A 24,158-nucleotide genomic window follows, 5' to 3' on the forward strand; every position below is an offset into this window, starting at 1 on the left:
GAGAATTACCCGCATATGAGCCCAGGAGTGGATCCTTCCGCACGCGTATAAAGTTCTTACTTCGAGGTGTGGCAGGACAACACTCGGTATGGGCCGGACCCCCTCCCCATGGCAAGCCAGCGTGTATAAAAAACATGCACCTACGATGAGCACCGAGCAGCAGCGAGACGTCGGAGCATCCCCACCCTCTACTCCACGTGCCCCCTAACCCCAAGGGCCAGGAGACATGACCATGACGCGTGAGTCCACCGGCAAGGACACCAGCCTCGATCAGGAGAGGAGCAGCAACAACAACAATTTCGTACGGTTGTCCGTCAACCTGAGCCACGAAACCGCGCAAACGTTCAAGACATTGGCCGAGCGCAAGGGCCTGTCGTTCACCGAGGCGATCCGCCGCGCCATCACCATCTGGAAATTCGTCGAGGACCAGCTCGCGCAGGGCCACGAGCTGGCCATAGTCGAATCCGACGGAAATCCACGGAAAATACTCTTCCTCTGACCGGCCGTTCACCGGACGCCCGCGACGGCGGGACGAGCCCCGCGACCCCGCCCGGGGGTGGTCCCCGCATGCCGTGCACGCCATCGACGCGCCGAAGCGAGCACCCAACCTTTCACCCGTCCCCAGGCGTCGGTACGGGCGAGAGGAGTCATCTTGGACCCCAATGACAGCTTCCGCGAGTTCATGGCCGCCCACCAGCGTTCGCTGATGCGGACGGCGTACCTGCTCACGGGGGACGCCCACCTCGCCGAGGACCTGCTGCAGAGCGTGCTGATCAAGGTGCTCGGGCGCTGGCCCAAGCTGGCGCACGTCGCCAGCCCCCAGGCGTACGCCCGCAAGGCGCTGGTCAACCAGTACATCTCCTGGCGCCGCCGGCTGGTCAGGACGGCCGAGTTACCGAGCGCCGAGCCGCCGGAGCGGCCCTACTCCAGCGAGGAGTCCACGATCGTCCGGCTCGCCGTGCGGCAGGCGCTCGCGCAGCTGCCGCCCAGGCAGCGGGCCGTGATCGTGCTGCGCTACTACGAGGACCTCACCGAGCACGAGACCGCGAAGCTGCTGAGCTGCTCGATCGGCACGGTCAAGAGCCAGGCCCACGCCGCGCTCGCCCGGTTACGGGCGCTCGCGCCGGAGCTGGCGCCGAAGTTCGCCGCGCTGGAGGAGCTGGAGGGGGCACGCCGATGACCTGGCTGCGAGACGTCCTGGACGACCTGGCCGACGACGCGCCCCAGGTGGACCTGACCGAGCGGACGATCAGGGCGCGCGAACGGCGGCGGCGCTGGACCGTACCGATCGTCGCGACCGCCGCCGTCGTCGTCACCGCGCTCATCGTGACGGCTGTCGTACGGCTGCTGCCGTCACAACCGGCCCCCGCCACCGGGCCCGGGACGGTGACCGACCTGCCGGCCCGCGGGGTGCGGCCGCTGAGCCACGCCTACATGACGTTCTGCGAGCCGGAGGACGGCAAGGCGCCGCCCGGGTGCGTGGACGGCGGCTGGCGGGTCGTCACCCGCGACGGCGCGACCTACCGGGTGGCGCAGGCCCTGCGCGGTCCCGAGAGCGGGCTCCGACCCAGCCCTCTGGCCATCAGCCGGGACGGCGGCAAGATCGCCTACTACGACACCGCGGCCGGCACCTTCGCGGTGCGCGACCTCGCCTCCGGAGAAGTGCTGACGGCCCCGACGAGGGTGCCCAAGGCCTGGCTCGGGAGCATCGCCCATCTCCTGCTGTCGGACGACGGCCGTTTCCTGGCCTTCACCAAGAGCCCGCCGCTGAAGGACCCGGCCATGCTGTTCGACATGCGCGAGCGCATGGTCCGCCCGCTGCCCAACGGCTGGAATCCCATCGGCCTGTCCCCCGACGGGAACACGATCACCCTGGCGGAGTACGCGCCCAAGACCCGGCTGCAGACCATCAGCCGCCTCTGGCAGACGTCCACGGCGAGCAACGCGAGAACCGTCGACGTCACCGGGCACTACCTGGTCGGCGGGCTCGGCCTCGACGGGAAGTCCGTCGTCGCGGTGGAGAGCGTGAACGTCCCCGGCACCGACTGTCTGAGAAGCGGCGGGTCTCTCGTGTACCTGGACCGGGACACCGGCAAGGTGCTCCGGAGGGTCCCGGTGCGTGGCCTGTCCATGACGCAGAATTTCGTCCATCTACGCAGCTGGATCGGCCCTCGGGAGATCATCGCCCTGGCCACGCCCTTCGTGTGCGGGGACAAGGACGCCCCCGAGACCCCGAGAGGAGACCCCCCGTACGCTCCCTTCACGGCCTACGCGGTGAACGTCAAGACAGGCACGGCCAGGAAGCTCACCACGTACACCGCCCAGGACTTCTTCCAGCTCGTGCTCCCCGGCTTCCCCGGAACGCTGTGACCGAGGCCGCGGATCTCGTCAGGGCACGCGGGTGAAGCTCGCGCGGTAGGCCGTGGGAGTGAGGCCGACCCGGCCGACCAGGTGTTCGCGGAGGGAGTCGGCGCTGCCCAGGCCGCTCCGCCCGGCCACCTGGTCCATCGGCGGCCCGGTGGTCTCCAGCCGTGAGACCGCCTGCTCGTTGAGGCGGTTGCTGAAGCGGGGTCGCTCACGAGGCGCCGAGCCGGACCTCCGCCACCGGGCGCCAGTCCCAGGCCGGCTCCGGGCCGTCCTGGTTGACGATGTGGATGCTGCGGATGGTCACCTCGCGCTCAGGAAGCCGCTCCCCGAGCGCGTCGATGATGGGCGCCGCCGGGCCGTCCGCGCTGCTGTAGGCCACCGTCACGTGCGGGTGCCACACGTCGTGGGCGAGAACGCCGTCACGGCCCGTCGCCGCCCGCGTGGCGAACCTCGCCGCTTCGAGCAGGGGCCGCAGCCGCTCGGCCGGCCGGGCCTCCAGCGCGACCGCCTCGGGGTGGTAGAGCACCCGCCCCAGCGTGACCGTGATCGGCGCGACCCGCGCGAGCTGGCCGGCCGCCTCCTCGGCCATCACGGTCACCTGGCGCTCGGTGATCTCATGCGAGTAACCGGCCACGAACGTGGTCAGGTGGATGAACCGATGCGGCACCGGATCGAGCCCGGCCAGGCCGGCCAGCCGGTCGTGCGCCTCCTGGACGACGGCCCGCGCCTCCGGGTCCTCCCCCAGCAGGACGTGCCAGTAGAGCCGGCCCTGGCCCGGCGGCAGCATGAGCGCTCGCCGCCGCTCCCAGCGATTCGTCATGCGCGTCGGTAGCGGGCTCACGCATCCTCCTCGGTGAGCGCGGGGAGCTGGTCTACTTACGCAGCGTGGTCACGATATCCGACCGGGTGAGCGGAGGTCACGAGGGGAACCGGCGCGGGCGGCGGGACAGCCGCAGATAGGAGCGGTCGTCGAAGCTCTCGGCACCGGCCGCCACCGCCTTGGTGGCCGCGTGTTCCATGATGCGCAGCCGATCGGCCCGCAGCGACACCTGAAGCTCCGCCTCGGCTCCGGAAAGGGTCCGCGCCGGGCCGAGGTAGCCGTCCGACGCCAGCACCACCTCGCACACGTCGTCCGTCAGCGCGAACGTCTCCACGAACCGCTCCGGGACCGGCCGCCCGTCGAGCAGGCCGTATCCGAACGGACCGGCGTCATCCCGGTTGGCCAGCACCGCCTGGCGCTCCAGCACGGGCCGGATCAGCGCCCGCCCCGGATCGCCGGCCGCCAGATCCTCGGGGCGCTCTCCTTGCAGCAGCAGGCAGTGCAGGTAGGCGGCCCGGGCACCGGCCAGCACCGTGTCGATCAGCTTCCCGCCGGCGTGCCGCCGCCATCCGCCGTCGCGGTGGCCCAAGGCGACATGGACGTCGCCCACGCGCCACACCAGCTTCCGCCGCGGCCACACCACCGCCGCGACGGCCGCCGGCGCGAGAAGATCGTCCTCTGCGACCGACCACTTGCGGCGCAGCTCCATCAGCTCCGCCGAGACGGCCGCGACCGCCTCCGCCACGGAGACGCCGGACGGCAGGGTGGCCAGCGTCTGAGCGACGCGATCGGCGGCCAGGGCTCCGCCGCTCGCCCCGCCGTAGTCGCGGCCGGACTTGTCGGTGACGCCGTCGATCACCGCCGCGCAGTGCACGCCGTCGCCGTCATCGAGGACGACCACCCGGTCCTCGCCGGGCCCCGCGCCTTTCGCACGCGCCGCCCGTTCGGCCACCCGCCAACCCGGCACGAGAACCGCCACCGGCTCAGGTCGTCCTGAGCAGCGAGACGAGGTCGTCCCACCGGGCCATGAGCAGGCCCAGCACGGCGCCGAAGACGCCGACGACCGCGCCGAGGCCCGGGTCGAAGGAGCCGTTCACCAAGGAGGCCGCCAGCCCGAGCAGGGCCACCGCGATGAGGATGCCGTTGCGGACCACGTGCGCCATGCTCAAGGGCGTCCGGGAGGCGCCGAAGCAGCGGCAGGGAACGGCCGCGCCCCTCCTGACCACCATGACGACGGCGACGGTGAGGCAGCCGAGCAGCCCCGCCGCGAGCACGAACGACGCCGATCCGGCCCAGCGAAGGGGGATCGCGGCCAGCACGATGACACCGGCCTCGGACGCCGCCGTCGCCACCGCGGCCGCCGGCGCCTTCGCCCTGTCCATCACCGCCATCGATCTGATCGACTGGACGAACTCGCCCCAGGCCTGGCGGCTGGAGACCTTGCTCGCCAGCGCGAGGACGAACACGGTGAGCAGCAGCAGTCTGCTCGCCACATCGACGTACTGCATAGACGGCAACCTGTCATGGCAGAGCAAATCCGGCAAGAGCGTCGCTGCGTTACTCTCGAAGATCCACGAGCAGGGGGTGGACCGTCGTGCTGATCCGGTTACTCGGCCCGGTGGAGGTGGAGCGCTCGGGGCAGGCCCGGCCCGTGCACCCTCCGCAGGTCGCGCTCGCCCTCGCCGCGCTCGCCTGGGAGGTCCGCCGGGTCGTGCCGGTCGAGACGCTCCTCGCGCGGGTCTGGGGCGAGCAGGTCCCGCCCGGCGCGCGGCGCACCCTTTACACGATCATCACCCGCATCCGGCGCGACGTGCTCGCCGACGACGGCGCCGTCGTGCGGCGGCTCGGGGGTTACCTGCTCGACGTGGACGAGTCCGCGGTGGACGTGCCGCGCTTCCGCGGCCTCGCCGACGAGGCGCTGGCCGTACCGGATCCGGTGCCGCCGCTGGGCGCGGCCCTGGCGCTGTGGCGTGGCGACCCGCTGACCGGGCTGCCCGGCGAATGGGCCGAACGGGCCCGCCACCGCCTGCGCGACGAACGCAGGGAGATCCTGCTGCGCTGGGCGCGGGTGGTGACCGGCCGCGACGCCGCCAGCGCGGTGGCGGCGCTGTCGCCGCTGGCCGAGGAGTACCCGCTGGACGAGTTGGTCGCGGCGGCGCTGGTCGAGGCGCTGCACGCGTGGGGGCGGACCGCCGAGGCGCTGGCGCACTTCGCCCGGGTACGCCGGACGCTCGCCGAGGAGCTGGGCGTCGAGCCGGGCACGGCGCTGCGGCGCGTCCACCGGGCCCTGCTGCGCTCCGGCGACGCGCCCGAGACCGCCCGGCCGATCCCGGCGCAGCTGCCGGTCGGCCTGCGGCACTTCGTCGGCCGCTCGGCCGAGCTGGAACGGCTGGCCACGATCGCGAACGGCGAACGGCCGGCGACCGCGGCGGTCTGCGCGATCTCCGGGCCGCCCGGGGTGGGCAAGTCGTCGCTCGCGTTGTGCTGGGCCCACCTGCACCGCGACCGCTTCCCCGACGGCCAGCTGTACGCCGATCTCGGCACGATCGACCCGGCCGACGCGGCGGCCGTGGTCCTGCCCCGGTTCCTGGGCGCACTCGGGGTCGCGGAGGCGCAGGTGCCGTCGGGCGTGGAGGCGCAGATCGGGCTCTACCGCAGCCTGCTGGACTGCCGCCGGGTGCTGGTCGTGCTCGACGACGCCCGCGGCGCCACCCAGGTCCGGCCGCTGCTGGCCACCGCGCCGGGGTGCCTGACGCTGGTGACCGGCCGCGCCGAGCTGTCCGGCCTCGCGGTCACGGCCGGGGCGCACCTGGTCAGCCTGGACGTCCTGCCGGGCGACGACGCGTACCACCTCCTGGTGGCGTGGCTGGGCGAGGCCCGGCCGGCGGCGGAGCCGGAGGCCACCGCGAACATCATCCGCCGGTGCGGCCGGCTGCCGCTGGCGCTGGCGATCGTCGCGGCGCAGCTGGCGCAGCGCACCGATCTGCCGCTGGCCGAGGTCGCCGCGGACCTCGAACGGGCCGGCGCGGACCTGGAACCGTTCGCGCACAGCGACCCCGCGATCGACCTGCGCCGCGTGTTCGGCCGCTCGTACCGGGACCTGCCCGTGCCGGCGGCCCGGCTGTTCCGGCGGCTCGGGCAGCACCCGGGGCCGCACCTGCCGCTGTCGGCGGCGGCGAGCCTGGCCGCCCTGCCGGTGGACCGCGCACGGGAGCTGGCCGGGCTCCTCGACCGGGCCAACCTGGTCGAGATCCGCGCGCCCGGCCGCCTGCGCCTGCACGACCTGCTGCGCGTGTACGCGTCGGAACAGGGCCGGGCCGCCGACACCCGGACGGTACGGCGCTCCGCGACGCGGCGGCTGCTGGACTACTACCTGCACTCGGCCTGCGCCGCGAACGGGATCTGTTACCCGCACCGCGACGACCTGCCCCTGGACCGGCCGGCGCGGGGCGCCGTGGTGGAGCGGTTCGCCGGCCAGGAGGAGGCCCTGCGCTGGTACGCCGACGCGCTGGTGGTGCTGCCCGCGCTGCTGGCGGAGGCGGCCGAGACCGGGCTCGACACGCACGTGTGGCGGCTGGCGTGGGCGTTCGCGGAGTTCATGCAGCGCCGCGGTCTTTGGGAGGAGAACCTGCGCGCCCAGGCGATGGCGCTGGCCGCGGCCGAACGGCTCGGCGACCGGCTGGCCGAGGCCCGCTGCCACAACAGCATCGCCCGCGCCCACGCCAGGCTCGGCCGCGACGGCGAGGCGGTCGAGCACTTCGAGCGGGCCGTCGAGCTGCACCGGGACCTCGGCGAACCGGTCCTGCGGGCGCACGTCCACCTCGGCCTGACCGTCGCGCTGAGCCCGACGCGACCCGTCGAGGCGCTGAACCGGTCCCTGGAGGCGCTGGAGCTGTTCCGGCAGGCCGGCGACGTCGTCGGAGAGGCGCGGGCACTGAACAACTCCGGCTGGTTGCGGGCCGGGATCGGCGAGTACGACGAGGCGCTGGCCGACTGCCGCCGGTCCCAGCAGCTCCTCGCCGACCTCGGCTACACCCAGGGCGAGGGCCACGCCTGGGACAGCGTCGCCCATGTCCTGCACCTCAAAGGCGACTTCGCGGGGGCGGTGGCGTGCTTCGAGCGGGCGGCAGAGCTGCTGCTCGACTGCGACGACCCGCTCGCCGCCGCCGAGACGCTGGTCCGCCTGGGAGAGACCCACGTGGAGGCGGGTGACATCGCGCCCGCGCTCGACGCCTGGAAGCAGGCGGCGGAGTTCTTCGACGCGCTCGACGACGCGCAGGCGGCGAAGGTCCGCGACCGCATCGTCTCCTTCCACCATCGGTGATCCACACGCCTGCGACCACCGCCCTGAGCTGCCGAGACAGGCCGTTAAGAATTCATTGAGAAATCGCTCAGACCTCTGGCGCACGCTGCGACGGGCGGCGGGACGGCGGCGTGGTCCGGCGGACCGCTTCCGCACGGGCGGGCGCGGGCCCGCCGGTACGACCGAAAGGAAGATTCGATGCGCGTCGTGTCCAAGATGGCCGACCGGCTCCTCGAGCTGATCGCGCCGCACACCGTGGCCAGGGCTGCCGACTGCGGTTACGAGTGCTGCAGTTTCCCGGCGTTCACCGCGAAGTACTGCTGCTACTACCCGAACGGCAGCCGCAGTTGCGGCGGCTGCAAGAGCTACATCTACTGCTCGTGACCGCACGTTGACCGGGCGCCCGGCCGGCGGGCCGGCCGGGCCCTTAGCACGGAAGGTTGTCTCATGTCCTATTTGATCGCCGTCGTGGCCCTCGTCGGCGCATTGTGCCTCGTGGATCTGGTGTTGACCCTCGGCGTGGTCCGGCGGCTTCGGGAGCACACCAAGCTGCTGGACGGACTGTATGAAGCCGTCGACCTGATGGGCGGCCCTTCCGGGCCGGGCGGGGGGCCGACCGTCGGTGACATCGCCGGTGATTTCGAGGCGACGACGGTGGACGGGAGCCCTCTCACCCGGGATCTCCTGCCGGACGGGGCGGTCGTCGCGTTCTTGTCGCCCGATTGCCGCGGCTGCCATGAGAAGCTTCCCGGCTTCGCCTCGTGGGCCGCGGACCAGGACCGCTCGCGGGTGCTGGCGGTGGTCGACAACCGATCGGGTGACCCGGCGGATATGGTCAGCGCTCTGAAGCCCGTGGCACAGGTGATCGTGGACAGCGCTGTGAGCAACGCGTTCGGCGTGCACTCGTTCCCGATGTTCCTCCAGGTGACCGCCGGCGGCAAGCTGATCGCGGTGGCGCCCGAGATCTCCCGGTTGCCGGCCGGGTCGCCTGCGTGAGCGAGCCGGCGCCGACGCCGCGGGAGCTGGTAAGGAGCGCAGCACGTGCCGCCGCGATGGTGTGGCGGTCGGCGCCCGTCCATGTTCTTGCCTACCTGGCGGTCACGCTGGTGGGCTCGGCCACCCCGATCGCCGTGGCCTGGCTGACCAAGGCCGTGCTGGACGGGGTGGCGCTACGGCAGAGCGGCGCGCTGCTCGCCCTGGCGGTGGCCGTCGCCGCCGTCACCACGGCCGCCGCCGCGGCGGCGCACGTGGGACATTACCTGCGTGCCGAGGTGGATCGCAGGACGGCGCTGCACGCGAAGGACGAGCTGTTCGCGGCGGTCTCCGGCTTCACCGGTCTGGCCAGGTTCGAGAGCCCGGCATTCCTTGACCGGCTGCGACTGGCCCAGCAGAGCGCGAGCAACCCCGGCAGGCTGGTGGACACCACGCTCACCGCCGTTCGCAGCGCGGTGACGGTCGCCGGCTTCGTCGTGTCCCTGGCACTCGTCAACTCCACCTTCACCATCCTGGTCGTGCTGTCGGCCCTACCGGCGCTACTCATCGAGCTGCGGATGTCGCGGCAACGGAACACGATGTTGTGGCGGATCGGGCCGGCCGAGCGTCGCGAAATGTTCTACGCGCACCTGCTGTCCACCGCGGAAGCCGCCAAGGAGATCCGCCTGTTCGACCTCGGCGCCTTCTTGCGGCTTCGCATGCTGGCCGAGCTGCGCACCGCGAACGCCGAACGCCGCCGGATGGATCGGCGGGAGCTCCGCATCCACGCGAGTCTGTCAGGCGCCTCGGCGATCGTGGCCGGAGCGGGCCTCGTCTGGGCGATCCTGGCGGCGGGGCAGGGGCGGCTCAGCGTCGGCGACGTGGCCATGTTCGTGGCGGCGGTCGCCGGCGTGCAGGCGGCGCTGGACAGCATGGTGTCGGCCGGCGTGATGGCGTACGAGCACCTGCTGACCCTTCATCACCACGTCGCGATCGTGACCGCCGAGTCCGATCTGCCGGCGCCGGGCGCCCGCCCGGCGCTGCCGCCCCTGCGCCGTGGCATCGAGCTGCGCGACGTCTGGTTCCGCTACAGCCCGGACCATCCGTGGATCCTGCGCGGCGTCAACCTGTTCATCGCGAACGGGCACACCGTCGCGCTGGTCGGGCGCAACGGCGCCGGCAAGAGCACGCTGGTGAAGCTCCTGTGCCGGTTCTACGACCCGACGCGCGGGGCGATCCTGTGGGACGGCGTGGACCTCCGCGACGTGCCGCCGGAGACGCTGCGTGCCCGGATCGGCGCCGTCTTCCAGGACTTCGTGTCGTACGAGCTGACGGCGACCGACAACATCGCGGTGGGCGACCTCGCCGCCGCCCAGGACCCGGCGCGGATCGAGCGGGCGGCGCGGGACGCCGGGATCCACGACGTGGTCACGGCTCTGCCGCGCGGCTACCGCACGCTGCTGAGCCGTGGATTCCCCCAGGACCCGGAGCAGGACGACGCCGACTCCGGAGTGCTGCTCTCCGGCGGGCAGTGGCAGCGGCTGGCGCTGGCCCGGGCGTTCCTGCGCCGCGACCAGGACCTGATGATCCTCGACGAGCCCAGCGCCGGCCTGGACCCCGAGGCCGAGTACGAGGTGCACGGCCGGCTCGCCACACTGAGGTCGGGGCGCACCAGCGTGGTCATCACCCATCGCCTCGGCGCGGTCCGCACGGCCGACCGGATCGTGGTGCTGGTCGACGGCGTCGTCACGGAGCAGGGCACGCATGCCGCCCTGCTGGCCGGGGGCGGCACGTACGCCGAACTGTTCGCCCGGCAGGCGACCGGCTACCGGGACGACGTGGGGCTGTCGCGGTGACAGGCGCGATCGTCGTGCTGGCGGCCGTCGGCGTCGCCCTCGCCGTTCTCTGGGTGCGCCGGCGGTACCTGGTGGCGACCGTCCAGGGGGAAAGCATGCTGCCGGCGTACCGGCCAGGTGAGCGCGTGCTCGTACGGCGGACGCCGCCCGAGTGGCTGCGCCCCGGGCAGGTCGTCGTACTGAGCGGCTTCGCCCACGCCCGGCCGGGCGAGCGCCTGCGGGAAGCGCGGCAGCAGCTGGGCACAGGGCCGGGCTGGATCATCAAGCGCGTCGCGGCCGTCCCGGGCGACCCGATCCCGCGCGACACCGTCCCCGCGCTGCGGACCGCGCCGGGCACGCGGGTACCGGCCGGACACCTGGTCGTGCTGGGTGACAATCCGGACCACTCGCTCGACTCCCGGCAGTCCGGCTACCTGACGGCGGATCGCCTGTTCGGCGTGGTGCTGCGCAAGATCGATCAGCCGACGTCGGCGCCCTCCCGATAGCCGCTGGCCTGGGTGGCGAACAGGTGGGCGTAGCGGCCGCCCAGCGAGATCAGCTCGTCGTGGGTGCCCTGCTCGACGATCCGGCCGTCACCGAGCACCACGATCAGGTCGGCGTCGCGGACCGCTCCGAGCCGGTGCGAGACCAGCAGGCTGGTGTTGCCCGCGCGGTGCTCGCGCAGCCGCCGGTGCACCTCGTACTCGGCCTGCGCGTCCAGGCCGGAGCTGGGCTCGTCGAGGATGAGCAGGTCGCGGCGCTCGCGCACCAGCGCGCGGGCCAGGGCCAGGCGCTGCCACTGGCCTCCGGAGAGGATCACGCCCGCCTGCGGGTCGTCGTCGTCCTCGGGGCCGAAGAAGACGCGGCTCAGCATGGTGTCGTAGCCGCGGGGCAGAGCCCGTACGGTCTCGTGCGCGCCCGCCAGCTCGGCGGCGGCCTGGAGCCGGGCGCGGTCGGACATCGCCTCGACCTCGCCCACTCCGATGTTCTCGGCGGCGGTCAGGTCGTAGCTCATGTAGTCCTGGAAGAGCACGCCCATCCTGGCGCGCAGCTCGGCGGGTGGCACGTCGCGGATGTCGACGCCGTCCCAGAGGATCGCGCCGCGGGAGGGGTCGTAGAAGCGGCACAGCAGCTTGATCAGCGTGCTCTTGCCGGCCCCGTTGAGTCCCACCAGCGCGACCGAGGAGCCGTGCGGGATCGTCAGGTCCACCCCTCGCAGCACCCAGGGATGGCTCTCGTCGTACCGGAACCACACGTCGTGCAGCTCGATGCCGCGGCGCAGCGCGGGCAGCGGCTCCGGTTCCCCGGGGGTCGGCAGGTCGCCGGGCAGCGACATCACCCGTTCGTGGTGGGCGAAGAGGAGCAGCGCCTGGCGCGCGTTCGCGGCGTTCTCCACGGTGGCGATCAGCGCGGCCTGCGTTCCCGCCACGGCGGCGGCGAACGCGGTCACGTCGCCGAGGGTGAGCCGCCCGCCCAGCGCGGAGTACACCGCCCAGAGCAGCCCGGCGCCGCTGACGGCGGCGGACAGCGCCGCGAGCGCCGACTGCGTGAACGCCTCCCGCCGGTCCAGCCGCCGCTCCCCCGCCTGCTGGACGGCCAGCTCGCCGAGCACCCGGCGCTTGAGGAAGTCGCCCAGCCCGAACAGCCGGACCTCCTTGGCGGCCTCCACGTCGGTGATCAGGGAGGAGTAGAAGATCTGCCGCCGGGCCGCGGCGGACTGCCCGGCGATCATCTTGATCCGCCGCTTCTCCAGGGACATCCTCGCCGCGAGCACGGGCAGCGCCGCGAGCGCCACCAGGCCCGCCATGAGCGGGCTCAGCACGGCGAGGGCGGTGAGGAGCCCGGCCAGGGCGATGACGTTGCGCCCGAGGTCGAACAGGCCCGAGGTGATCGGCCCCATCGCGTTGCCCGTCGCCTGCGCGGCCATGCGCAACTCGTCGAGGAACGCCGGATTCTCGAACCGCGACAGGCCGTGGAACGTGTTCACCCGCGTGTACAGGCGATCCTGCAGCAACAGGTCCAGCCGGCGATCCGTCTCGCCCCGCAGATAGCCGGTCAGCTGCGGCAGCACCCCGGCGACCAGCCCCAGCGCGACGAGCCCCGCGACCGGCACGAGCACGCGGTCCTCATGGCCCGTCGCGAGCCCGTCGACGAGCAGCTTGGTCGCCCACACGGTGGCCGACGGCAGCAGCCCGGCCACGACGGTGGTCCCCAACTGGAGCACCGCCGTCACCGGCCCGGCCCGCCAGCACAGCAGCGCCAGGGTGGCGGCGCGGTGCAGCGGGGACCGGGTCACGTCGCCGGCGCCATGGCGGCGAGGTCGGCCAGCTCCGTGTCCGCGGCCACGACCTTGCCGTCCTGGTCGGTCCTCAGGAACGTGGGGAACGCGTGGATGTCGAGAGCCTGCACGATGCGCAGCGCGTCCTCGCCCGTGACGACGCTCGCCACGCCGCCCACCACTTCGACCAGGTCCGCGGTCTCCTCGACGGCGCCGGAGATGACCGCCAGGGCGCTCTGCCCCTCGGCCTCGGCGGCGAACTGCGGCGCGCGCTCGTGGCAGGTGTCGCAGCCGACGTCGAAGAAGCCCACGAGCCGCGGTCCGGCCACGTCCTGCGGCAGCCTGCGGCCGACCAGCACGCGGGGATCGTACGGCATGAGCGTCGACGTCCCCGCGAGGCGTTCCAGCTCGGCGGTGTGCTCGCGGAGCCGGCGCAGCACGCCCAGAGTGAGCACCAGGTTCAGCAGGCACAGCAGGCCGACCAGCACGACGGCGGCGATCAGGAAAGGCATCGGACAACCCCTCTTCAGGCGGTGAACAGCCGGGTTCGGGGCCGGCGGCGGTGGACGCCGCCGGCCCGCGCGTTCTACCTAGCCGCCGCAGACCCGGAAGGCGTAGCAGGACCCGCAGCGGGTCGTGCCGCCGGCGGTCGTGCAGATCTTCCTGAAGTCGGAACGCTCCCTGCAGTAGCAGTGCACGTACCACTCGGCGGCCGCCTTGGCGGACGCCTTCGGCACGAGCCTGTCGAGAATCCTGTCGCCGAGCTTGCCCAAGACAGAAGTCATGTTCGCTCCTTGTATAGCGATGCGGTCAGGCCGAAACGCTATTTGGGGGAGATACAGCGACCGATACAGCCGCGCTACACCTGGGCGGTGAGCAGCCTTTCCAGCACCGGGTTTCGGCGCATCGCCGGATCCGCGAACAGCTCCTCGGCCCTTCGGGCGTCCCCGGCGGCACGCGGGTCGCCCGACGCCGTCCGGGCCCTGGCGAGCTGGCGGGTGCAGGCGGCGTAGCCGTACGCGTCGCCGATCTGGGCGGCCAGCTCCAGGGCCCTGACCAGGTCGCGCTCGGCCGCGGCGAGGGCACCCTGCCGCAGCCGGATCTCGGACCTGCTGAGCAGCACCTCCCACTCGTCCTCCCGGTTGCCGGCCTCCTCACAGCGGGCCAGCGCCTGGTCCATCGCGGCCAGCGCCTCGTCCCGCAGGCCGAGCAGGCAGTAGGCACGGCCGAGCGCCGCCAGCGTGATGCTCTCGCCGTTCAGGTCGCGGTCGGCCCGGCGGACGGCCAGGCACCATTCGAAGCGATCCACCGCCTCGGCGTCCCTGCCCAGCTGGAGCAGGAGCTCGCCCAGGCTGTGGCCGACCAGCCCGACGCGCCTGGACCCGTGCGTCTTGAGCAGCGTCAGGCTCTCGCTGATGTGGCCGAGGGCCGCGTCGAGGTCGCCGGTCTGCATGTTCAGCCAGCCGAGGTTGTGCAGCGCCATCCCCTCCTCCTCGCGATTCCCCAGGTCGCGCCGGAGCTCGAGAGCGCGCCGCAGGTGAGCGTCGGCCGCCTCCCTCCGGTCGGCCCGCCATTCCAGCAGCCCAAGGGTGGGGAGCGTGGACGCCTCCGCGCCGCGGTCGCCGTCGCGCCGCGCCACCTCGATGGCGAGCCGTGCGATGGTCTCCAGCTCGCGCCAGTAGCCGCCCTTCATCACCGTGGCCTTGACCAGGGTCATCAGCTCGATGGCGAAGCGCGCCACGTCCGGCTCCCCGCGCGCGGCCTGGACGGCGGCCGCGACCAGGCAGCGCAGCTCCGTGTCGAGCCACCGCACGGCCGCGGCGGGGTCACGCAGCACCAGGCCGGGATCGCGCCGGCTCTCCCCGCTCCCGCCGCCGCCTCGCAGGTGCGGCTGCAGCAGATCGCGCAGTTGGTGGCAGAGGTCGAGGTACCAGTCCAGGGCCCGCCGTACGACCAGGTCCAGGTCCTCCGGCGAGTCGTGGGAGGCGGCCAGCTCCCCCGCGAAGAGCCGCAGCAGGTCGTGCGTGCGGAACCGGCCCTCGCCGACCGGCTCGATCAGGCGTGCCTCGACCAGCTCGTCGAGCACGGCCTCGGCGGTCTTCAGGTCGGCGTCGACCAGCGCGGCGATGAGCTCGACGCCCACTTCCGGCACCTCCAGCACGCCGAACAGGCGGAAAACGGTCCTCGCGGCGCTCGTCAGGGTCGCGTAGCCGACTTCGAAGCACGAGCGGACGCGCAGATCGGCCGCCTGCAGCTCGTCCAGCCTTCGCCGCTGGTTGCTCAGGCGCTCGTTGAAGCTCGCGAGCGACCAGTCCGGCCGGCCCGCGAGGCGGGCGCCGGCGATCCGCAGCGCCAGCGGATGGTGGCAGCACCAGCGCGCGATCTCGGCCGCCGCCTCCGGCTCGGCGGCCACGCGCGCCTGACCGACCACCAGCGCCAGCATCCGTACCGACTGTTCCTCGCCGAAGAGGTTCACGGCGATCGGTACGGCGTCCAGCGTGGTCAGGGCCGACCGGCTGGTGACCAGTGCCGCGCAGCCGCCGCCCGCCGGCAGCAAGGGAGCCACCTGGGCGGCGCCGACGGCGTTGTCGAGGACGACCAGGACGCGCCGGTCGGCCAGCACCGACTGGTAGAGGGCGGCCGCCTCCGCCGGCGACGCGGGCACCTCGCCGGGGGGCACCCCCAGCGCGCGCAGAAAGCGGCCGAGCACCTCGTCGGGGCGCAACGGCGACAGACTCGGTGTCGATCCCTGGAGGTCGACGTAGAGATGGCCGTCGGGGTACCGCTCGGCCACGCCGTGGGCCGTCTTCAGGGCGAGCGTCGACTTGCCGATCCCGCCGGGGCCGTGCAGCGCCAGCACGGGCGGCCCCGCGCCGCCGCCCAGCACGGCGTGGATCCGGGCGAGCTCGGCCGAGCGGCCCACGAACACGGCCGGCGCGCGCGGCAGCTGGCGCGGCCGGGGCCGCCCGTCGTCGGCGGGGCCCTCCTCCGACAGAAGGGTGGAGTCCCTGCGCAGGATCAGCTGGTGCAGTCTGCGCAGGTCGGGGCCAGGATCGATGCCCAGCTCCTCGGCGAGGACCTTCCGGGCGGCCCCGAACGCGTCCAGCGCGCCGACCACGTCGCCGCTCTGGTACAGGGCCACCATGAGCTGGCCGTGCAGCCGCTCGCGCAGCGGGTACTGCCCGATCACCTCGCGCAGCCGCTTGGCCGCCGGCGCGTGCCTGCCGAGGGCGAGCTGGATCTCCGTGTGCTCCTCCACCACGTTCAGGTAGTGGTCGGTGAGGCGGGCCACCACCTCCCGCAGCGTCGGCCCCAGCGGCACGTCCTCGGCCGCCATCCCCTGCCACAGCGCGAGGGCCCGGGTGTAGGCGTCCAGGGCGGTGCTGAGATCGCGCCTGCCCACCGCCTGGCGGCCGTGCGCGGACAGCGCCTCGAACTGGAAGAGATCGAACTCCTCGGGCTCCACCCGCAGCAGGTAACCGGCGTCCGAGGTGACCAGCCGCTCCACGCCCGGGTCGGCCGCGGGCGGCATCAGCTTGCGCAGCTGCATGAGGTACGTACGCAGGTTCGCCACGGCGGAGCGGGGCGGCTGGTCGTCCCAGACCTCCGCCACCAGCGCCCGGATCGGGACGATGTGACCCGCCCGGGCGAGCAGCATGGCGAGCACCGTCCGCTGCTTGGGCGCGTTGATCCCCGCCCCTCCCGGCGGGGAGTCGGCGCCTTCGATCCGCAGCGGCCCGAGCAGCCGGAACTTCACGTCGCCCGGCCTACAGCGCAGACCCGCCCAGCCGGCGCAGCGCGACCCCGAGCAGGCGATCGGCCGGGAAGAAGCCGCGCTGGCGCGAGTCGACGCTGTGCGGGTTGTCACCGTAGACCACCAGCGCGCCCGCGGGCACGCGCGCCACGGCGCCCGCGGCCGGGCCGTCCACGTCCGGCGGAACCGGGTCACCCGGCAGGGCGACGGCGCGCTTGATGTTCCAGCGCGTGCCGTCCGTCTCCGGCACGAACACCCGCGCGGGGTCGGACGGAGGTTCGAGCACCACGACGTCGCCCCTGGACACCTGGTCGACCCGGCGCCGCCGCACCAGCACCCGGTCTCCGTCACGCAGGGTCGGAGCCATGCTCGTCCCCTCGACGGTGACCACCACGTAGCGCCGGCGGGCCACCAGGGCGCCGGCCGCCGCGACGAGCACACCGGCGAGCAGCCCCATGCTGATCAGCTTCATCCGCTCTTCCACCGTCGGCCCCAGAGAGGTTGATCTTTGTTCGGCTAAAGATCTCCGTTGGCCCGGTGACCTGTCAACCGCGTTCAGCGTGCTTCGGGAAATGCGATGCTCTCCGACTTCCGCTTGGCGTCCTTATGTGGACATCACCATGGACGAGACCACGTACCGGGTCCACAAGAACTGTGCACCCGCTCCCGGTATGCGATCATCGTGCTCATGACGTCGACCAGAAAGGGCCATGCCGCGTAGGCGCCCTTCTGAGGTCCGTACGCGAGGATCGGCGTGCGGGACCCACAGAGCTTTGATCCACCAGGTCCCCGGGCTCGGCCGTCGCCCCATGACGGCGGTGATCGCCCTCGAACACACCCGGATGTGGCCGGGCGCGGTGGCGGCGGCACTGGTGGCGTGGCAGAAGGCGGCCCTCGCCGGGACCGCTGACCGCCGGTTCGGCCGGTGCGAGTGCGAGGAATGCAGCGGGGACGCGCCCCGCCGGCGACTTCAGCAGGCACTCATCGCCTTACCGGCGTGGGCCGGACCGTACCTGTACGCCTTGGTCCTCCCCGTCGATCGGTACTACCTCCGCCGAACCTCGCCGGCCCCTCCTGCATCGCCCGATTCCGATTGGGCATGGTGGCAACGACGACGCCCGTATGAAGATCCATCGCGTCTCCGTGATCAATGGCCCCGATACTGATTCCGGGAAAAGGCGCGAACGCTTGTTCGGTTTCCTCGGCGGCCTGGCGGGCGGCCGGCCTGCCTTGCCGGCTGGATGGCTCCTATCCTGTGGCGATGGACTTGGAGTTCAGCGGTGAGATGTGGTTCTGGAGGGGGCCGGCGCCCTGGCACTTCATCACCGTGCCGGACGAGGAGTGCCGCGATCTGGAAACGACCACGGCCGCGGTGAGTTATGGCTGGGGCATGATTCCGGTCACGGCTCGGATACGGGAAACCCGGTGGAAGACCTCGCTGTTCCCCAAGGACGGGCGCTACATCGTGCCGGTGAAGGCGGGGGTGCGGAAGGCCGAAGAGCTCGACGTGGGGGACGTGGTGACCGTTCGCCTGACCGTTGAGCTCTGACGGACCGGCTGGCACGACGCCTCGTCCGGCAGGCCCGTCAGCTGGACTTCGCGTGCCATCCAGCGGGTGGGTCCTCGCCGACCACCCCGTCGACGGCTTCGCGGAGCAGGTCGGCGTGGCCGGTGTGCCGGCCGTACTCCTCGATCAGGTCGCAGACCAGCCGGCGCAGGCTGACGTGGCGCCCGTCGGGGAAGGCGAGATGGACGAGCTGGTCGAGCCCGCCGGCGGCCAGGGCGGCGTCGAGCCTCGCCCGGGACCGTTCGATGGTGGTGTCCCAGAGCGCGTAGAGGTCTTCGGGGGTGTCGTCGGCGGCCGAGTTGAAGTCCCAGTCGGGGTCGGTGTCCCAGTCCGCGGTGTCCCACGGCGCCCCGAGCGGTGCGCCGCTGAGCTTGGTGCCGAACATCTGGTCTTCGGCGCGTGCGAGGTGCTTGAGCAGACCGCCCAGCGTCAGCGAGGAGGCGCCGATGCGGGTACGCAGCCCGGCCGCGTCGAGACCGTCGGCCTTCCAGCGGAAGGTCGCGCGCAGGCGGTCGAGCGCGCCGAGGAGGTGCTCGGCCTCGGTGCCGGCGGCGGGCGGCTCCCACCAGTAATCACCGTTGGTCATGACGCCACCGTAGACGCCGGGCCTGACCAGCGCTCCACGAGGTGCTCGCGACCCGACGGCGGGTCGTACGGCTCCGGCCAGTAGTCGATGACCCGGCTGATCAGCCCCTGGTCGGACAGCTCGAACCAGACGCACGCGTCCTGCTGCTCGGCGCCGACGCGCGCGTCGACCCATGCCGCGGCCTGGCGGCCGTCAGCGACGATGCGCCGCACCTGAAGGTGCCAATCACCGGGATATTCCATGTTGAACCGGAGAAAGGCCGGCTTCCCACGGATCCGCTCGCGGGTTTGCGGCATCTCGTACACCACGTCTTCTGCGAGCAGGGCGCCGAAACCCTCCCAATCACGCCGCTCGGCGGTCTCGACGTAGGCCTGCGCGGTGCGTCGGGTCCTGGAGGTCTCGTCCATGCGGCGGACCTTACCTTCGAGCACCGACAGATTCTCAGGTGCCGGGCGGGGCGTGTGGCGGGCGGGGATCGGTGGTGATTTGGATGTAACCGGCAGCGGTCGGCGGCTGTGACATCTCCGTAACGCATGTTTCTTACGTTTTGCGCGTTGGATCTGCCCAGTTCGGCTGCGGCGCGCCCGCTGATCGGGAACGTCGTTCAGGCCCTGTCGAAGGGAAGGGCCGATGACGGCGACAGACCCGGACAACGCCGGCGCGCGGGTGAAGACCGTCTGCTCCTACTGCGGGGTCGGCTGCGGGATCGTCCTGGACGTGGCCAAGGACGCGGACGGGCGGCGCCGGGTCGTCAAGGTGTCCGGCGACAAGAGCCACCCGGCCAACGCCGGTCGCCTGTGCACCAAGGGGGCCACCAGCGCCGACCTGCTCGCCGCCCCGGGCCGGCTGGAGCGGGCGCTCGTCAGGCCCGCCAGGGGCGTGCAGCAGGAGGAGAGCGGGGTCGACGCGGCGATCACGGCGACCGCCCGGCGGCTGCGCGCGATCCTGGACGAGCACGGGCCCGACGCGCTGTCGTTCTACGTGTCCGGCCAGATGACGCTGGAGGCCCAGTACCTGGCCAACAAGCTGGCCAAGGGTTTCGTCGGCACCAACCAGATCGAGTCGAACTCGCGGCTGTGCATGGCCAGCGCGGGCAGCGGCTACAAGCTGTCGCTGGGCTCGGACGGCCCGCCCGGCTCGTACGAGGACTTCGACCGCGCCGAGGTGTTCTTCGTCATCGGCGCGAACATGGCCGACTGCCACCCCATCCTGTTCCTGCGCCTGATGGACCGGGTCAAGGCCGGCGCCAAGCTGATCGTGGTGGACCCGCGGCGCACCGCCACCGCCGCCAAGGCCGACCTGTTCCTGCAGATCCGGCCGGGCACGGACCTGGCCCTGCTCAACGGGCTGCTGCACCTGCTGGTGGAGAACGGGCACGTCGACGAGGAGTTCGTCGCCGAGCACACCCGCGGTTGGGAGGCCATGCCGGAGTTCCTGCTCGATTACCCGCCCGCGAAGGTCGCGGAGCTCACCGGCATCCCCGAGGCCGACCTGCGCCAGGCGGCCCGGTGGATCGGCGAGGCCGGCGAGTGGATGAGCTGCTGGACGATGGGGCTCAACCAGAGCACCCACGGCACCTGGAACACCAACGCGCTGTGCAACCTGCACCTGGCCACGGGCGCGATCTGCCGTCCGGGCAGCGGCCCGTTCTCGCTGACCGGCCAGCCCAACGCGATGGGCGGCCGCGAGATGGGCTACATGGGCCCCGGCCTGCCCGGGCAGCGCTCGGTGCTGGTGGCGGAGGACCGCCGGTTCGTCGAGGACCTGTGGGGCATCGCGCCCGGCGCGCTGCGTACCGACGTCGGGCAGGGCACGATCGAGATGTTCTCCCGGATGGCCGAGGGCGAGATCAAGGCGTGCTGGATCATCTGCACCAACCCCGTGGCCAGCGTCGCCAACCGCAAGACCGTGATCGCGGGTCTGGAGGCCGCCGAGTTCGTCGTCGCGCAGGACGTCTTCGCGGCCACCGAGACCAACGCCTACGCCGACGTGGTCCTGCCCGCCGCTCTCTGGGCCGAGACCGAAGGCGTGATGATCAACTCGGAGCGCAACCTCACCCTGCTCCGGCAGGCCGTCGATCCGGCCGGGGAGGCGCTGCCGGACTGGCGGATCATCGCCAGGGTCGCCTGCGAGATGGGGTTCGAGGATGGTTTCTCCTATTCGAGCGCGGAGGAGGTGTTCGAGGAGATCAAGCGGGCGTGGAACCCCGCGACCGGGTACGACCTGCGCGGCGTGACGTACGACCGGCTGCGCGAGACCCCGGTGCAGTGGCCCGCCCCGCCCGGCTCCGGTGAGCGCAACCCGGTCCGCTACCTCAACGACGGCCGCAGCCAGGAGCCACTCACGCGCGAGGACGGCAGCGGCCCGCGGCTGGCCTTCGCCACCCCCGACGGCCGGGCCGTCTTCTTCCCGCGTCCGCACCTGCCCCCCGCCGAGCTGCCCGACGACACCTTCCCGTACGTGCTCAACACCGGGCGGGTCCAGCACCAGTGGCACACGCTCACCAAGACGGCCAAGATCGCGAAGCTGAACAAGCTCAACCCCGGCCCGTTCGTGGAGATCAACCCGGCCGACGCCGCCGGGCACGGCATCGGCGAGGGCGACCTCGTGGCGGTCTCCTCCCGGCGCGGGCGGGCCGTGCTGCCCGCGGTGGTGACGGACCGCGTCATGCCGGGCAACCTGTTCGCGCCGTTCCACTGGAACGACCTGTTCGGCGAGTACCTCAGCGTCAACGCCGTCACCAGCGACGCCGTCGACCCCATCTCCTTCCAGCCCGAGCTGAAGGTGTGCGCGGTCTCCCTCGCCAAGGTCGCCCCGGAGGCGAGCGCGACCACCTCCGCCCCGGCGTCCGGGCAGGTTTCACCGGAAAACCCCACTGGCCCGGCGCGGACGCCGGTCGCCGCGCTGCACGGCCTGTTCGGCCTCGCCGACCTGACCCCGCCGGAGCTCTCGCCGACGGAACGCCGCTATCTGTCCGGGTTCCTGTCCGGCCTGGCGAGCGCGCCGCTCGAAGGAGCCGACGTACCGGTGCTGCCGGGTCATGCCCCCTTCGCGCCGGACCACGCCCTGTGGGTGAACGGGGCGCTGGCCGGCGCCTTCTCCCGCATCGTCCTCCCGGCGCAAGAGCCCGCGCCCGCCGAACCGGAGACCCCGGCCCGCGAGGTCGTCATCCTGTGGGCCTCTCAGACGGGCAACGCCGAGGAGTTCGCCGCGACCAGCGCCGAACGGCTGGCGGGCGCCGGCCGCAGCGCCCGGCTGGTCAGCATGGCCGACTACGCCCCGCAGGCCCTGACGCCGGACGCGGACCTGCTGATCATCTCCAGCACGTTCGGCGACGGCGAGGCCCCCGACAACGGCGCCGCCTTCTGGGACGCCCTCGCCGGGCCCGGAGCGCCGCGGCTCGACGGCGTGCGCTACGCGGTCCTCGCCTTCGGCGACTCCAGTTACGACGACTTCTGCGGCCACGGCCGCCGGCTCGACCGGCGGCTGGAAGAGCTCGGCGCGCTCCGCCTCGCGCCACGCGTGGACTGCGAGCCGGACGAGCACGAGCGCGCCCTGACCTGGCTCAACCAGCTCCTCACCACCCTGGCCGAACCCGGGGCGGAGCGGAGCGAACCGACAACGGCCGCGCCGCCGGCCCCGACCGGCTCCCGTACGGCCCCTTTCACCGCGACACTGACCGGAAACCGGCTGCTCAGCCTGCCGGGCTCGGCCAAAGAGGTTCGCCAGTTCACCTTCGAGACCGGCGGTGAGCTGACCTACCAGGCGGGCGACGCCCTCGGCGTGCTGCCCGCCAACAGCCTCGACCTGGTCATGGAATGGCTGGCCGGCACCGGCCTCAGCCCCGCCGACACCGTCGAGCTCCCCGGCCTGGGCACGCTGCGACTTCGCGAGGCCCTCCACCGCCACCTCGACATCACCAAGATCACCCCCGGCCTGCTGAGGTTCGTCGCCGAACGCACCCACGACCGCGACCTCGCCCGGCTCCTGCGCCCCGGCAACAAGGGCGAGCTGGACAAATGGGTGTGGGGTCGCCAGGCCGTGGACGTGCTCGCCGAGCTCCCCGTGCGCGCCACGGCCCAGGAGTGGGCCGATGTGCTCAAGCGGCTCCAACCCCGCCTGTACTCCATCTCCTCCAGCCCGCTCACCAGCCCCGATCAGGTACGCCTGACGGTCTCGGTGGTGCGCTTCCGCAACCCGCGCGGCACGGCGCGGGGCGGCGCCTGCTCGGCGTACCTGGCCGACAGCCCCGAGAGCACCACCGTCCCCGTGTACGTCCAGCCCACCACGCACTTCCGGCCGCCTTCCGACTCCGGCACCCCCATGGTGATGATCGGCCCGGGCACCGGCGTGGCCCCCTTCCTCGGTTTCCTCGACGAACGCCGGGCCCTCGGCCACCGCGGCCGCAACTGGCTCTTCTTCGGCGAGCAGCGCCGCGCCACCGACTTCTACTACCGCGACGAGCTGGCCACGCTGCACGACGACGGCCTGCTGACCCGCCTGGACCTGGCCTTCTCCCGCGACCAGCGGGCCAAGGTCTACGTACAGGACCGGATGCGCGAGCACGGCCTGCAGCTGTGGGCCTGGCTGCAGGACGGCGCTCACGTGTACGTGTGCGGCGACGCCACCCGGATGGCCAGGGACGTCGACCAGACCCTGCGCGACATCGCGGCCCGCCACGGCGGCCTGGCTCCCGACGACGCCGCCGCCTACGTCAAACAGCTGGCCGCGACGAAACGCTACGTCCGCGACGTGTACTGAAGGCCTCCCCCGCGCGGCCGGCCACGTCGCGCCGGGAGCGCGATCAGCTCACGGACGCCCGACGACCAGCCGCTCTCCCATCGGTTCTAGAGCGTGCGCAACGCGGCGATGATGGCCTGGGCAGGCAGGAGGGTGACGCCGATGCCGGTCATCTCGGTACGCCCGACCTCGTGCAGCCGTGAGGTGGCGTCGCCGGCCAGCACCAGCCGGTAGTCCCGCTCGCTCGCCTCGACCAGCGTCGCCCGCGGGCAGTTGGGGAAGTTGCAGCCGGCCACGACGAGCGTGTCCACGTCCCAGCCGCGCAGCAGCTCGTCCAGGCGCGTGCGGTAGAAGGCGCCCCAGCGCGGCTTGAACAGGGCGATCTCGCGCTCGGCCAGGGGTTGCGGCTCGCCGGACAGCAGCAGGTCGGGCTTCAGCGGCGGCGCGCCCGGCGGCAGCAGCTCGGAGGCGATGGCGCTGCCGGGGCTGTCGGGCGTCACGATGTCGGCACCGCCGGCGAGCAGCGTGCGCCGTACGAGGTCGGCGTCGCGGCCGTCGGGCTGGTAGAGCCGGACGATGTGGACGATCGGCCGCCCGGCGGCGCGGAAGGCGGCGGCCAGCCCGGCCAGCGTGGGCAGCACCTCGGTGGTGCCCGCGACGCCGTACGGCGCCTCGGACAGGAAGTCGCGCTGCACGTCGATGGTCAGCAGCGCCGAGGTGGCCCAGCGAGGTGCCAGGTGGGGATCGGTGATGGCGTTCATGAACGGTCGTCCTCCGCGGGGTCTCACCCGAAATCATCGCATCACGCGCCGAACGACCTCATGGCGGTCCGGGGTCACGAGAGGAAGAGCGCATAAACCCCATCATCATCTCATCTGCCATGGAAATGCCGAAAAGACCTTGCAGATACGTGTGAGCTCGCGCGACGGTGGGCAA

Annotated in this window: 21 protein-coding genes; 10 read left to right on the forward strand and 11 right to left on the reverse strand. The window is 72.5% G+C overall.

The window, feature by feature from the left end:
• The first annotated feature begins 226 nt into the window (after positions 1-226).
• From ACIBQ1_RS58540 to ACIBQ1_RS58550, 3 genes are all read left to right on the forward strand, one after another.
• Positions 227-499, forward strand: coding sequence for a hypothetical protein (locus ACIBQ1_RS58540; RefSeq protein ID WP_397291975.1), 273 nt, complete (start codon positions 227-229; stop codon positions 497-499).
• Between the two features lie 153 nt (positions 500-652).
• Complete coding sequence (locus ACIBQ1_RS58545) at positions 653-1,180, forward strand: SigE family RNA polymerase sigma factor (RefSeq protein WP_397291976.1); 528 nt, start codon at positions 653-655, stop codon at positions 1,178-1,180.
• Entirely contained in the window at positions 1,177-2,370 is a 1,194-nt protein-coding gene (locus ACIBQ1_RS58550; protein WP_397291977.1) for a hypothetical protein, read from the forward strand. The genes ACIBQ1_RS58545 and ACIBQ1_RS58550 overlap by 4 nt, the downstream gene beginning before the upstream one ends.
• A gap of 205 nt (positions 2,371-2,575) precedes the next feature.
• On the opposite strand, the gene ACIBQ1_RS58555 is transcribed toward ACIBQ1_RS58550, so the two are convergent.
• The 3 genes from ACIBQ1_RS58555 to ACIBQ1_RS58565 all read right to left on the reverse strand — a co-directional run bounded on the left by ACIBQ1_RS58555 (position 2,576) and on the right by ACIBQ1_RS58565 (position 4,695).
• Positions 2,576-3,208: a 2'-5' RNA ligase family protein gene (locus tag ACIBQ1_RS58555; protein ID WP_397291979.1), complete on the reverse strand. Its 633-nt coding sequence runs from the start codon at positions 3,206-3,208 to the stop codon at positions 2,576-2,578.
• A 76-nt stretch (positions 3,209-3,284) separates the two neighbouring features.
• Positions 3,285-4,166 carry a hypothetical protein gene (locus ACIBQ1_RS58560; RefSeq protein ID WP_397291980.1) on the reverse strand — a complete coding sequence of 294 codons (882 nt, stop codon included), beginning with the start codon at positions 4,164-4,166 and terminating at the stop codon, positions 3,285-3,287.
• A gap of 4 nt (positions 4,167-4,170) precedes the next feature.
• Positions 4,171-4,695, reverse strand: a complete 525-nt coding sequence (locus tag ACIBQ1_RS58565; protein WP_397291981.1) for a MauE/DoxX family redox-associated membrane protein — start codon at positions 4,693-4,695, stop codon at positions 4,171-4,173.
• Positions 4,696-4,781: 86 nt separating this feature from the next.
• On the opposite strand from ACIBQ1_RS58565, the gene ACIBQ1_RS58570 reads away from it, so the two are divergent.
• The 5 genes from ACIBQ1_RS58570 to ACIBQ1_RS58590 all read left to right on the forward strand — a co-directional run bounded on the left by ACIBQ1_RS58570 (position 4,782) and on the right by ACIBQ1_RS58590 (position 10,803).
• Positions 4,782-7,511 (forward strand): BTAD domain-containing putative transcriptional regulator, encoded by a 2,730-nt coding sequence (locus ACIBQ1_RS58570; RefSeq protein WP_397291982.1) that lies wholly within the window; start codon positions 4,782-4,784, stop codon positions 7,509-7,511.
• Positions 7,512-7,688: 177 nt separating this feature from the next.
• On the forward strand, positions 7,689-7,874 hold the full coding sequence (locus ACIBQ1_RS58575; RefSeq protein WP_397291984.1) for a hypothetical protein: 186 nt from the start codon (positions 7,689-7,691) through the stop codon (positions 7,872-7,874).
• A gap of 72 nt (positions 7,875-7,946) precedes the next feature.
• Positions 7,947-8,486 (forward strand): TlpA family protein disulfide reductase, encoded by a 540-nt coding sequence (locus tag ACIBQ1_RS58580; protein ID WP_397291985.1) that lies wholly within the window; start codon positions 7,947-7,949, stop codon positions 8,484-8,486.
• The gene (locus tag ACIBQ1_RS58585; RefSeq protein WP_397291986.1) at positions 8,483-10,318 is read left to right on the forward strand and encodes an ABC transporter ATP-binding protein; all 1,836 of its coding nucleotides are present in this window, start codon (positions 8,483-8,485) and stop codon (positions 10,316-10,318) included. The genes ACIBQ1_RS58580 and ACIBQ1_RS58585 overlap by 4 nt, the downstream gene beginning before the upstream one ends.
• Positions 10,315-10,803, forward strand: coding sequence for a S26 family signal peptidase (locus tag ACIBQ1_RS58590; RefSeq protein ID WP_397291988.1), 489 nt, complete (start codon positions 10,315-10,317; stop codon positions 10,801-10,803). The genes ACIBQ1_RS58585 and ACIBQ1_RS58590 overlap by 4 nt, the downstream gene beginning before the upstream one ends.
• Here ACIBQ1_RS58590 and ACIBQ1_RS58595 read toward each other — a convergent pair.
• From ACIBQ1_RS58595 to lepB, 5 genes are all read right to left on the reverse strand, one after another.
• Positions 10,776-12,593, reverse strand: coding sequence for an ABC transporter ATP-binding protein (locus ACIBQ1_RS58595; protein WP_397291989.1), 1,818 nt, complete (start codon positions 12,591-12,593; stop codon positions 10,776-10,778). The two genes, ACIBQ1_RS58590 and ACIBQ1_RS58595, sit on opposite strands and share 28 nt — an antisense overlap.
• Positions 12,590-13,087, reverse strand: coding sequence for a hypothetical protein (locus ACIBQ1_RS58600; RefSeq protein WP_397291990.1), 498 nt, complete (start codon positions 13,085-13,087; stop codon positions 12,590-12,592). The genes ACIBQ1_RS58595 and ACIBQ1_RS58600 overlap by 4 nt, the downstream gene beginning before the upstream one ends.
• A 78-nt stretch (positions 13,088-13,165) precedes the next feature.
• Positions 13,166-13,360, reverse strand: coding sequence for a hypothetical protein (locus ACIBQ1_RS58605; RefSeq protein WP_192789616.1), 195 nt, complete (start codon positions 13,358-13,360; stop codon positions 13,166-13,168).
• A 74-nt stretch (positions 13,361-13,434) separates the two neighbouring features.
• Positions 13,435-16,332 carry a BTAD domain-containing putative transcriptional regulator gene (locus ACIBQ1_RS58610; protein ID WP_397291992.1) on the reverse strand — a complete coding sequence of 966 codons (2,898 nt, stop codon included), beginning with the start codon at positions 16,330-16,332 and terminating at the stop codon, positions 13,435-13,437.
• 10 nt (positions 16,333-16,342) lie between these two features.
• Entirely contained in the window at positions 16,343-16,801 is a 459-nt protein-coding gene (lepB, locus tag ACIBQ1_RS58615; RefSeq protein WP_397291993.1) for a signal peptidase I, read from the reverse strand.
• A 678-nt stretch (positions 16,802-17,479) separates the two neighbouring features.
• On the opposite strand from lepB, the gene ACIBQ1_RS58620 reads away from it, so the two are divergent.
• The gene (locus tag ACIBQ1_RS58620; protein WP_397291994.1) at positions 17,480-17,878 is read left to right on the forward strand and encodes a DUF1905 domain-containing protein; all 399 of its coding nucleotides are present in this window, start codon (positions 17,480-17,482) and stop codon (positions 17,876-17,878) included.
• A 37-nt stretch (positions 17,879-17,915) separates the two neighbouring features.
• On the opposite strand, the gene ACIBQ1_RS58625 is transcribed toward ACIBQ1_RS58620, so the two are convergent.
• Both ACIBQ1_RS58625 and ACIBQ1_RS58630 read right to left on the reverse strand, forming a co-directional pair.
• Positions 17,916-18,482: a DUF664 domain-containing protein gene (locus ACIBQ1_RS58625; RefSeq protein ID WP_397291996.1), complete on the reverse strand. Its 567-nt coding sequence runs from the start codon at positions 18,480-18,482 to the stop codon at positions 17,916-17,918.
• Entirely contained in the window at positions 18,479-18,889 is a 411-nt protein-coding gene (locus ACIBQ1_RS58630) for a nuclear transport factor 2 family protein (RefSeq protein ID WP_397291997.1), read from the reverse strand. The genes ACIBQ1_RS58625 and ACIBQ1_RS58630 overlap by 4 nt, the downstream gene beginning before the upstream one ends.
• Before the next feature lie 223 nt (positions 18,890-19,112).
• Here ACIBQ1_RS58630 and ACIBQ1_RS58635 point away from each other — a divergent pair, with 223 nt between their 5' ends.
• Entirely contained in the window at positions 19,113-23,243 is a 4,131-nt protein-coding gene (locus ACIBQ1_RS58635; RefSeq protein ID WP_397291998.1) for a molybdopterin-dependent oxidoreductase, read from the forward strand.
• A gap of 86 nt (positions 23,244-23,329) precedes the next feature.
• Here the strand turns inward: ACIBQ1_RS58635 and ACIBQ1_RS58640 are convergent, their stop codons facing one another.
• Entirely contained in the window at positions 23,330-23,983 is a 654-nt protein-coding gene (locus ACIBQ1_RS58640) for a cysteine hydrolase family protein (RefSeq protein WP_397292000.1), read from the reverse strand.
• Positions 23,984-24,158 lie beyond the last annotated feature (175 nt).

It is taken from the genome of Nonomuraea sp. NPDC050153, assembly GCF_044460125.1.
Classification (GTDB): domain Bacteria; phylum Actinomycetota; class Actinomycetes; order Streptosporangiales; family Streptosporangiaceae; genus Nonomuraea.

Excerpts from the sequence above, each read along its gene's own strand:
- ACIBQ1_RS58540 (WP_397291975.1), top strand. The coding sequence starts at position 227 with ATGACCATGACGCGTGAGTCCACCGGCAAGGACACCAGCCTCGATCAG.
- ACIBQ1_RS58550 (WP_397291977.1), top strand. The coding sequence starts at position 1,177 with ATGACCTGGCTGCGAGACGTCCTGGACGACCTGGCCGACGACGCGCCC.
- ACIBQ1_RS58565 (WP_397291981.1), bottom strand. The coding sequence starts at position 4,695 with ATGCAGTACGTCGATGTGGCGAGCAGACTGCTGCTGCTCACCGTGTTC.
- ACIBQ1_RS58575 (WP_397291984.1), top strand. The coding sequence starts at position 7,689 with ATGCGCGTCGTGTCCAAGATGGCCGACCGGCTCCTCGAGCTGATCGCG.
- ACIBQ1_RS58600 (WP_397291990.1), bottom strand. The coding sequence starts at position 13,087 with ATGCCTTTCCTGATCGCCGCCGTCGTGCTGGTCGGCCTGCTGTGCCTG.
- ACIBQ1_RS58605 (WP_192789616.1), bottom strand. The coding sequence starts at position 13,360 with ATGACTTCTGTCTTGGGCAAGCTCGGCGACAGGATTCTCGACAGGCTC.
- lepB (WP_397291993.1), bottom strand. The coding sequence starts at position 16,801 with ATGAAGCTGATCAGCATGGGGCTGCTCGCCGGTGTGCTCGTCGCGGCG.
- ACIBQ1_RS58620 (WP_397291994.1), top strand. The coding sequence starts at position 17,480 with ATGGCCCCGATACTGATTCCGGGAAAAGGCGCGAACGCTTGTTCGGTT.
- ACIBQ1_RS58625 (WP_397291996.1), bottom strand. The coding sequence starts at position 18,482 with ATGACCAACGGTGATTACTGGTGGGAGCCGCCCGCCGCCGGCACCGAG.
- ACIBQ1_RS58630 (WP_397291997.1), bottom strand. The coding sequence starts at position 18,889 with ATGGACGAGACCTCCAGGACCCGACGCACCGCGCAGGCCTACGTCGAG.
- ACIBQ1_RS58635 (WP_397291998.1), top strand. The coding sequence starts at position 19,113 with ATGACGGCGACAGACCCGGACAACGCCGGCGCGCGGGTGAAGACCGTC.
- ACIBQ1_RS58640 (WP_397292000.1), bottom strand. The coding sequence starts at position 23,983 with ATGAACGCCATCACCGATCCCCACCTGGCACCTCGCTGGGCCACCTCG.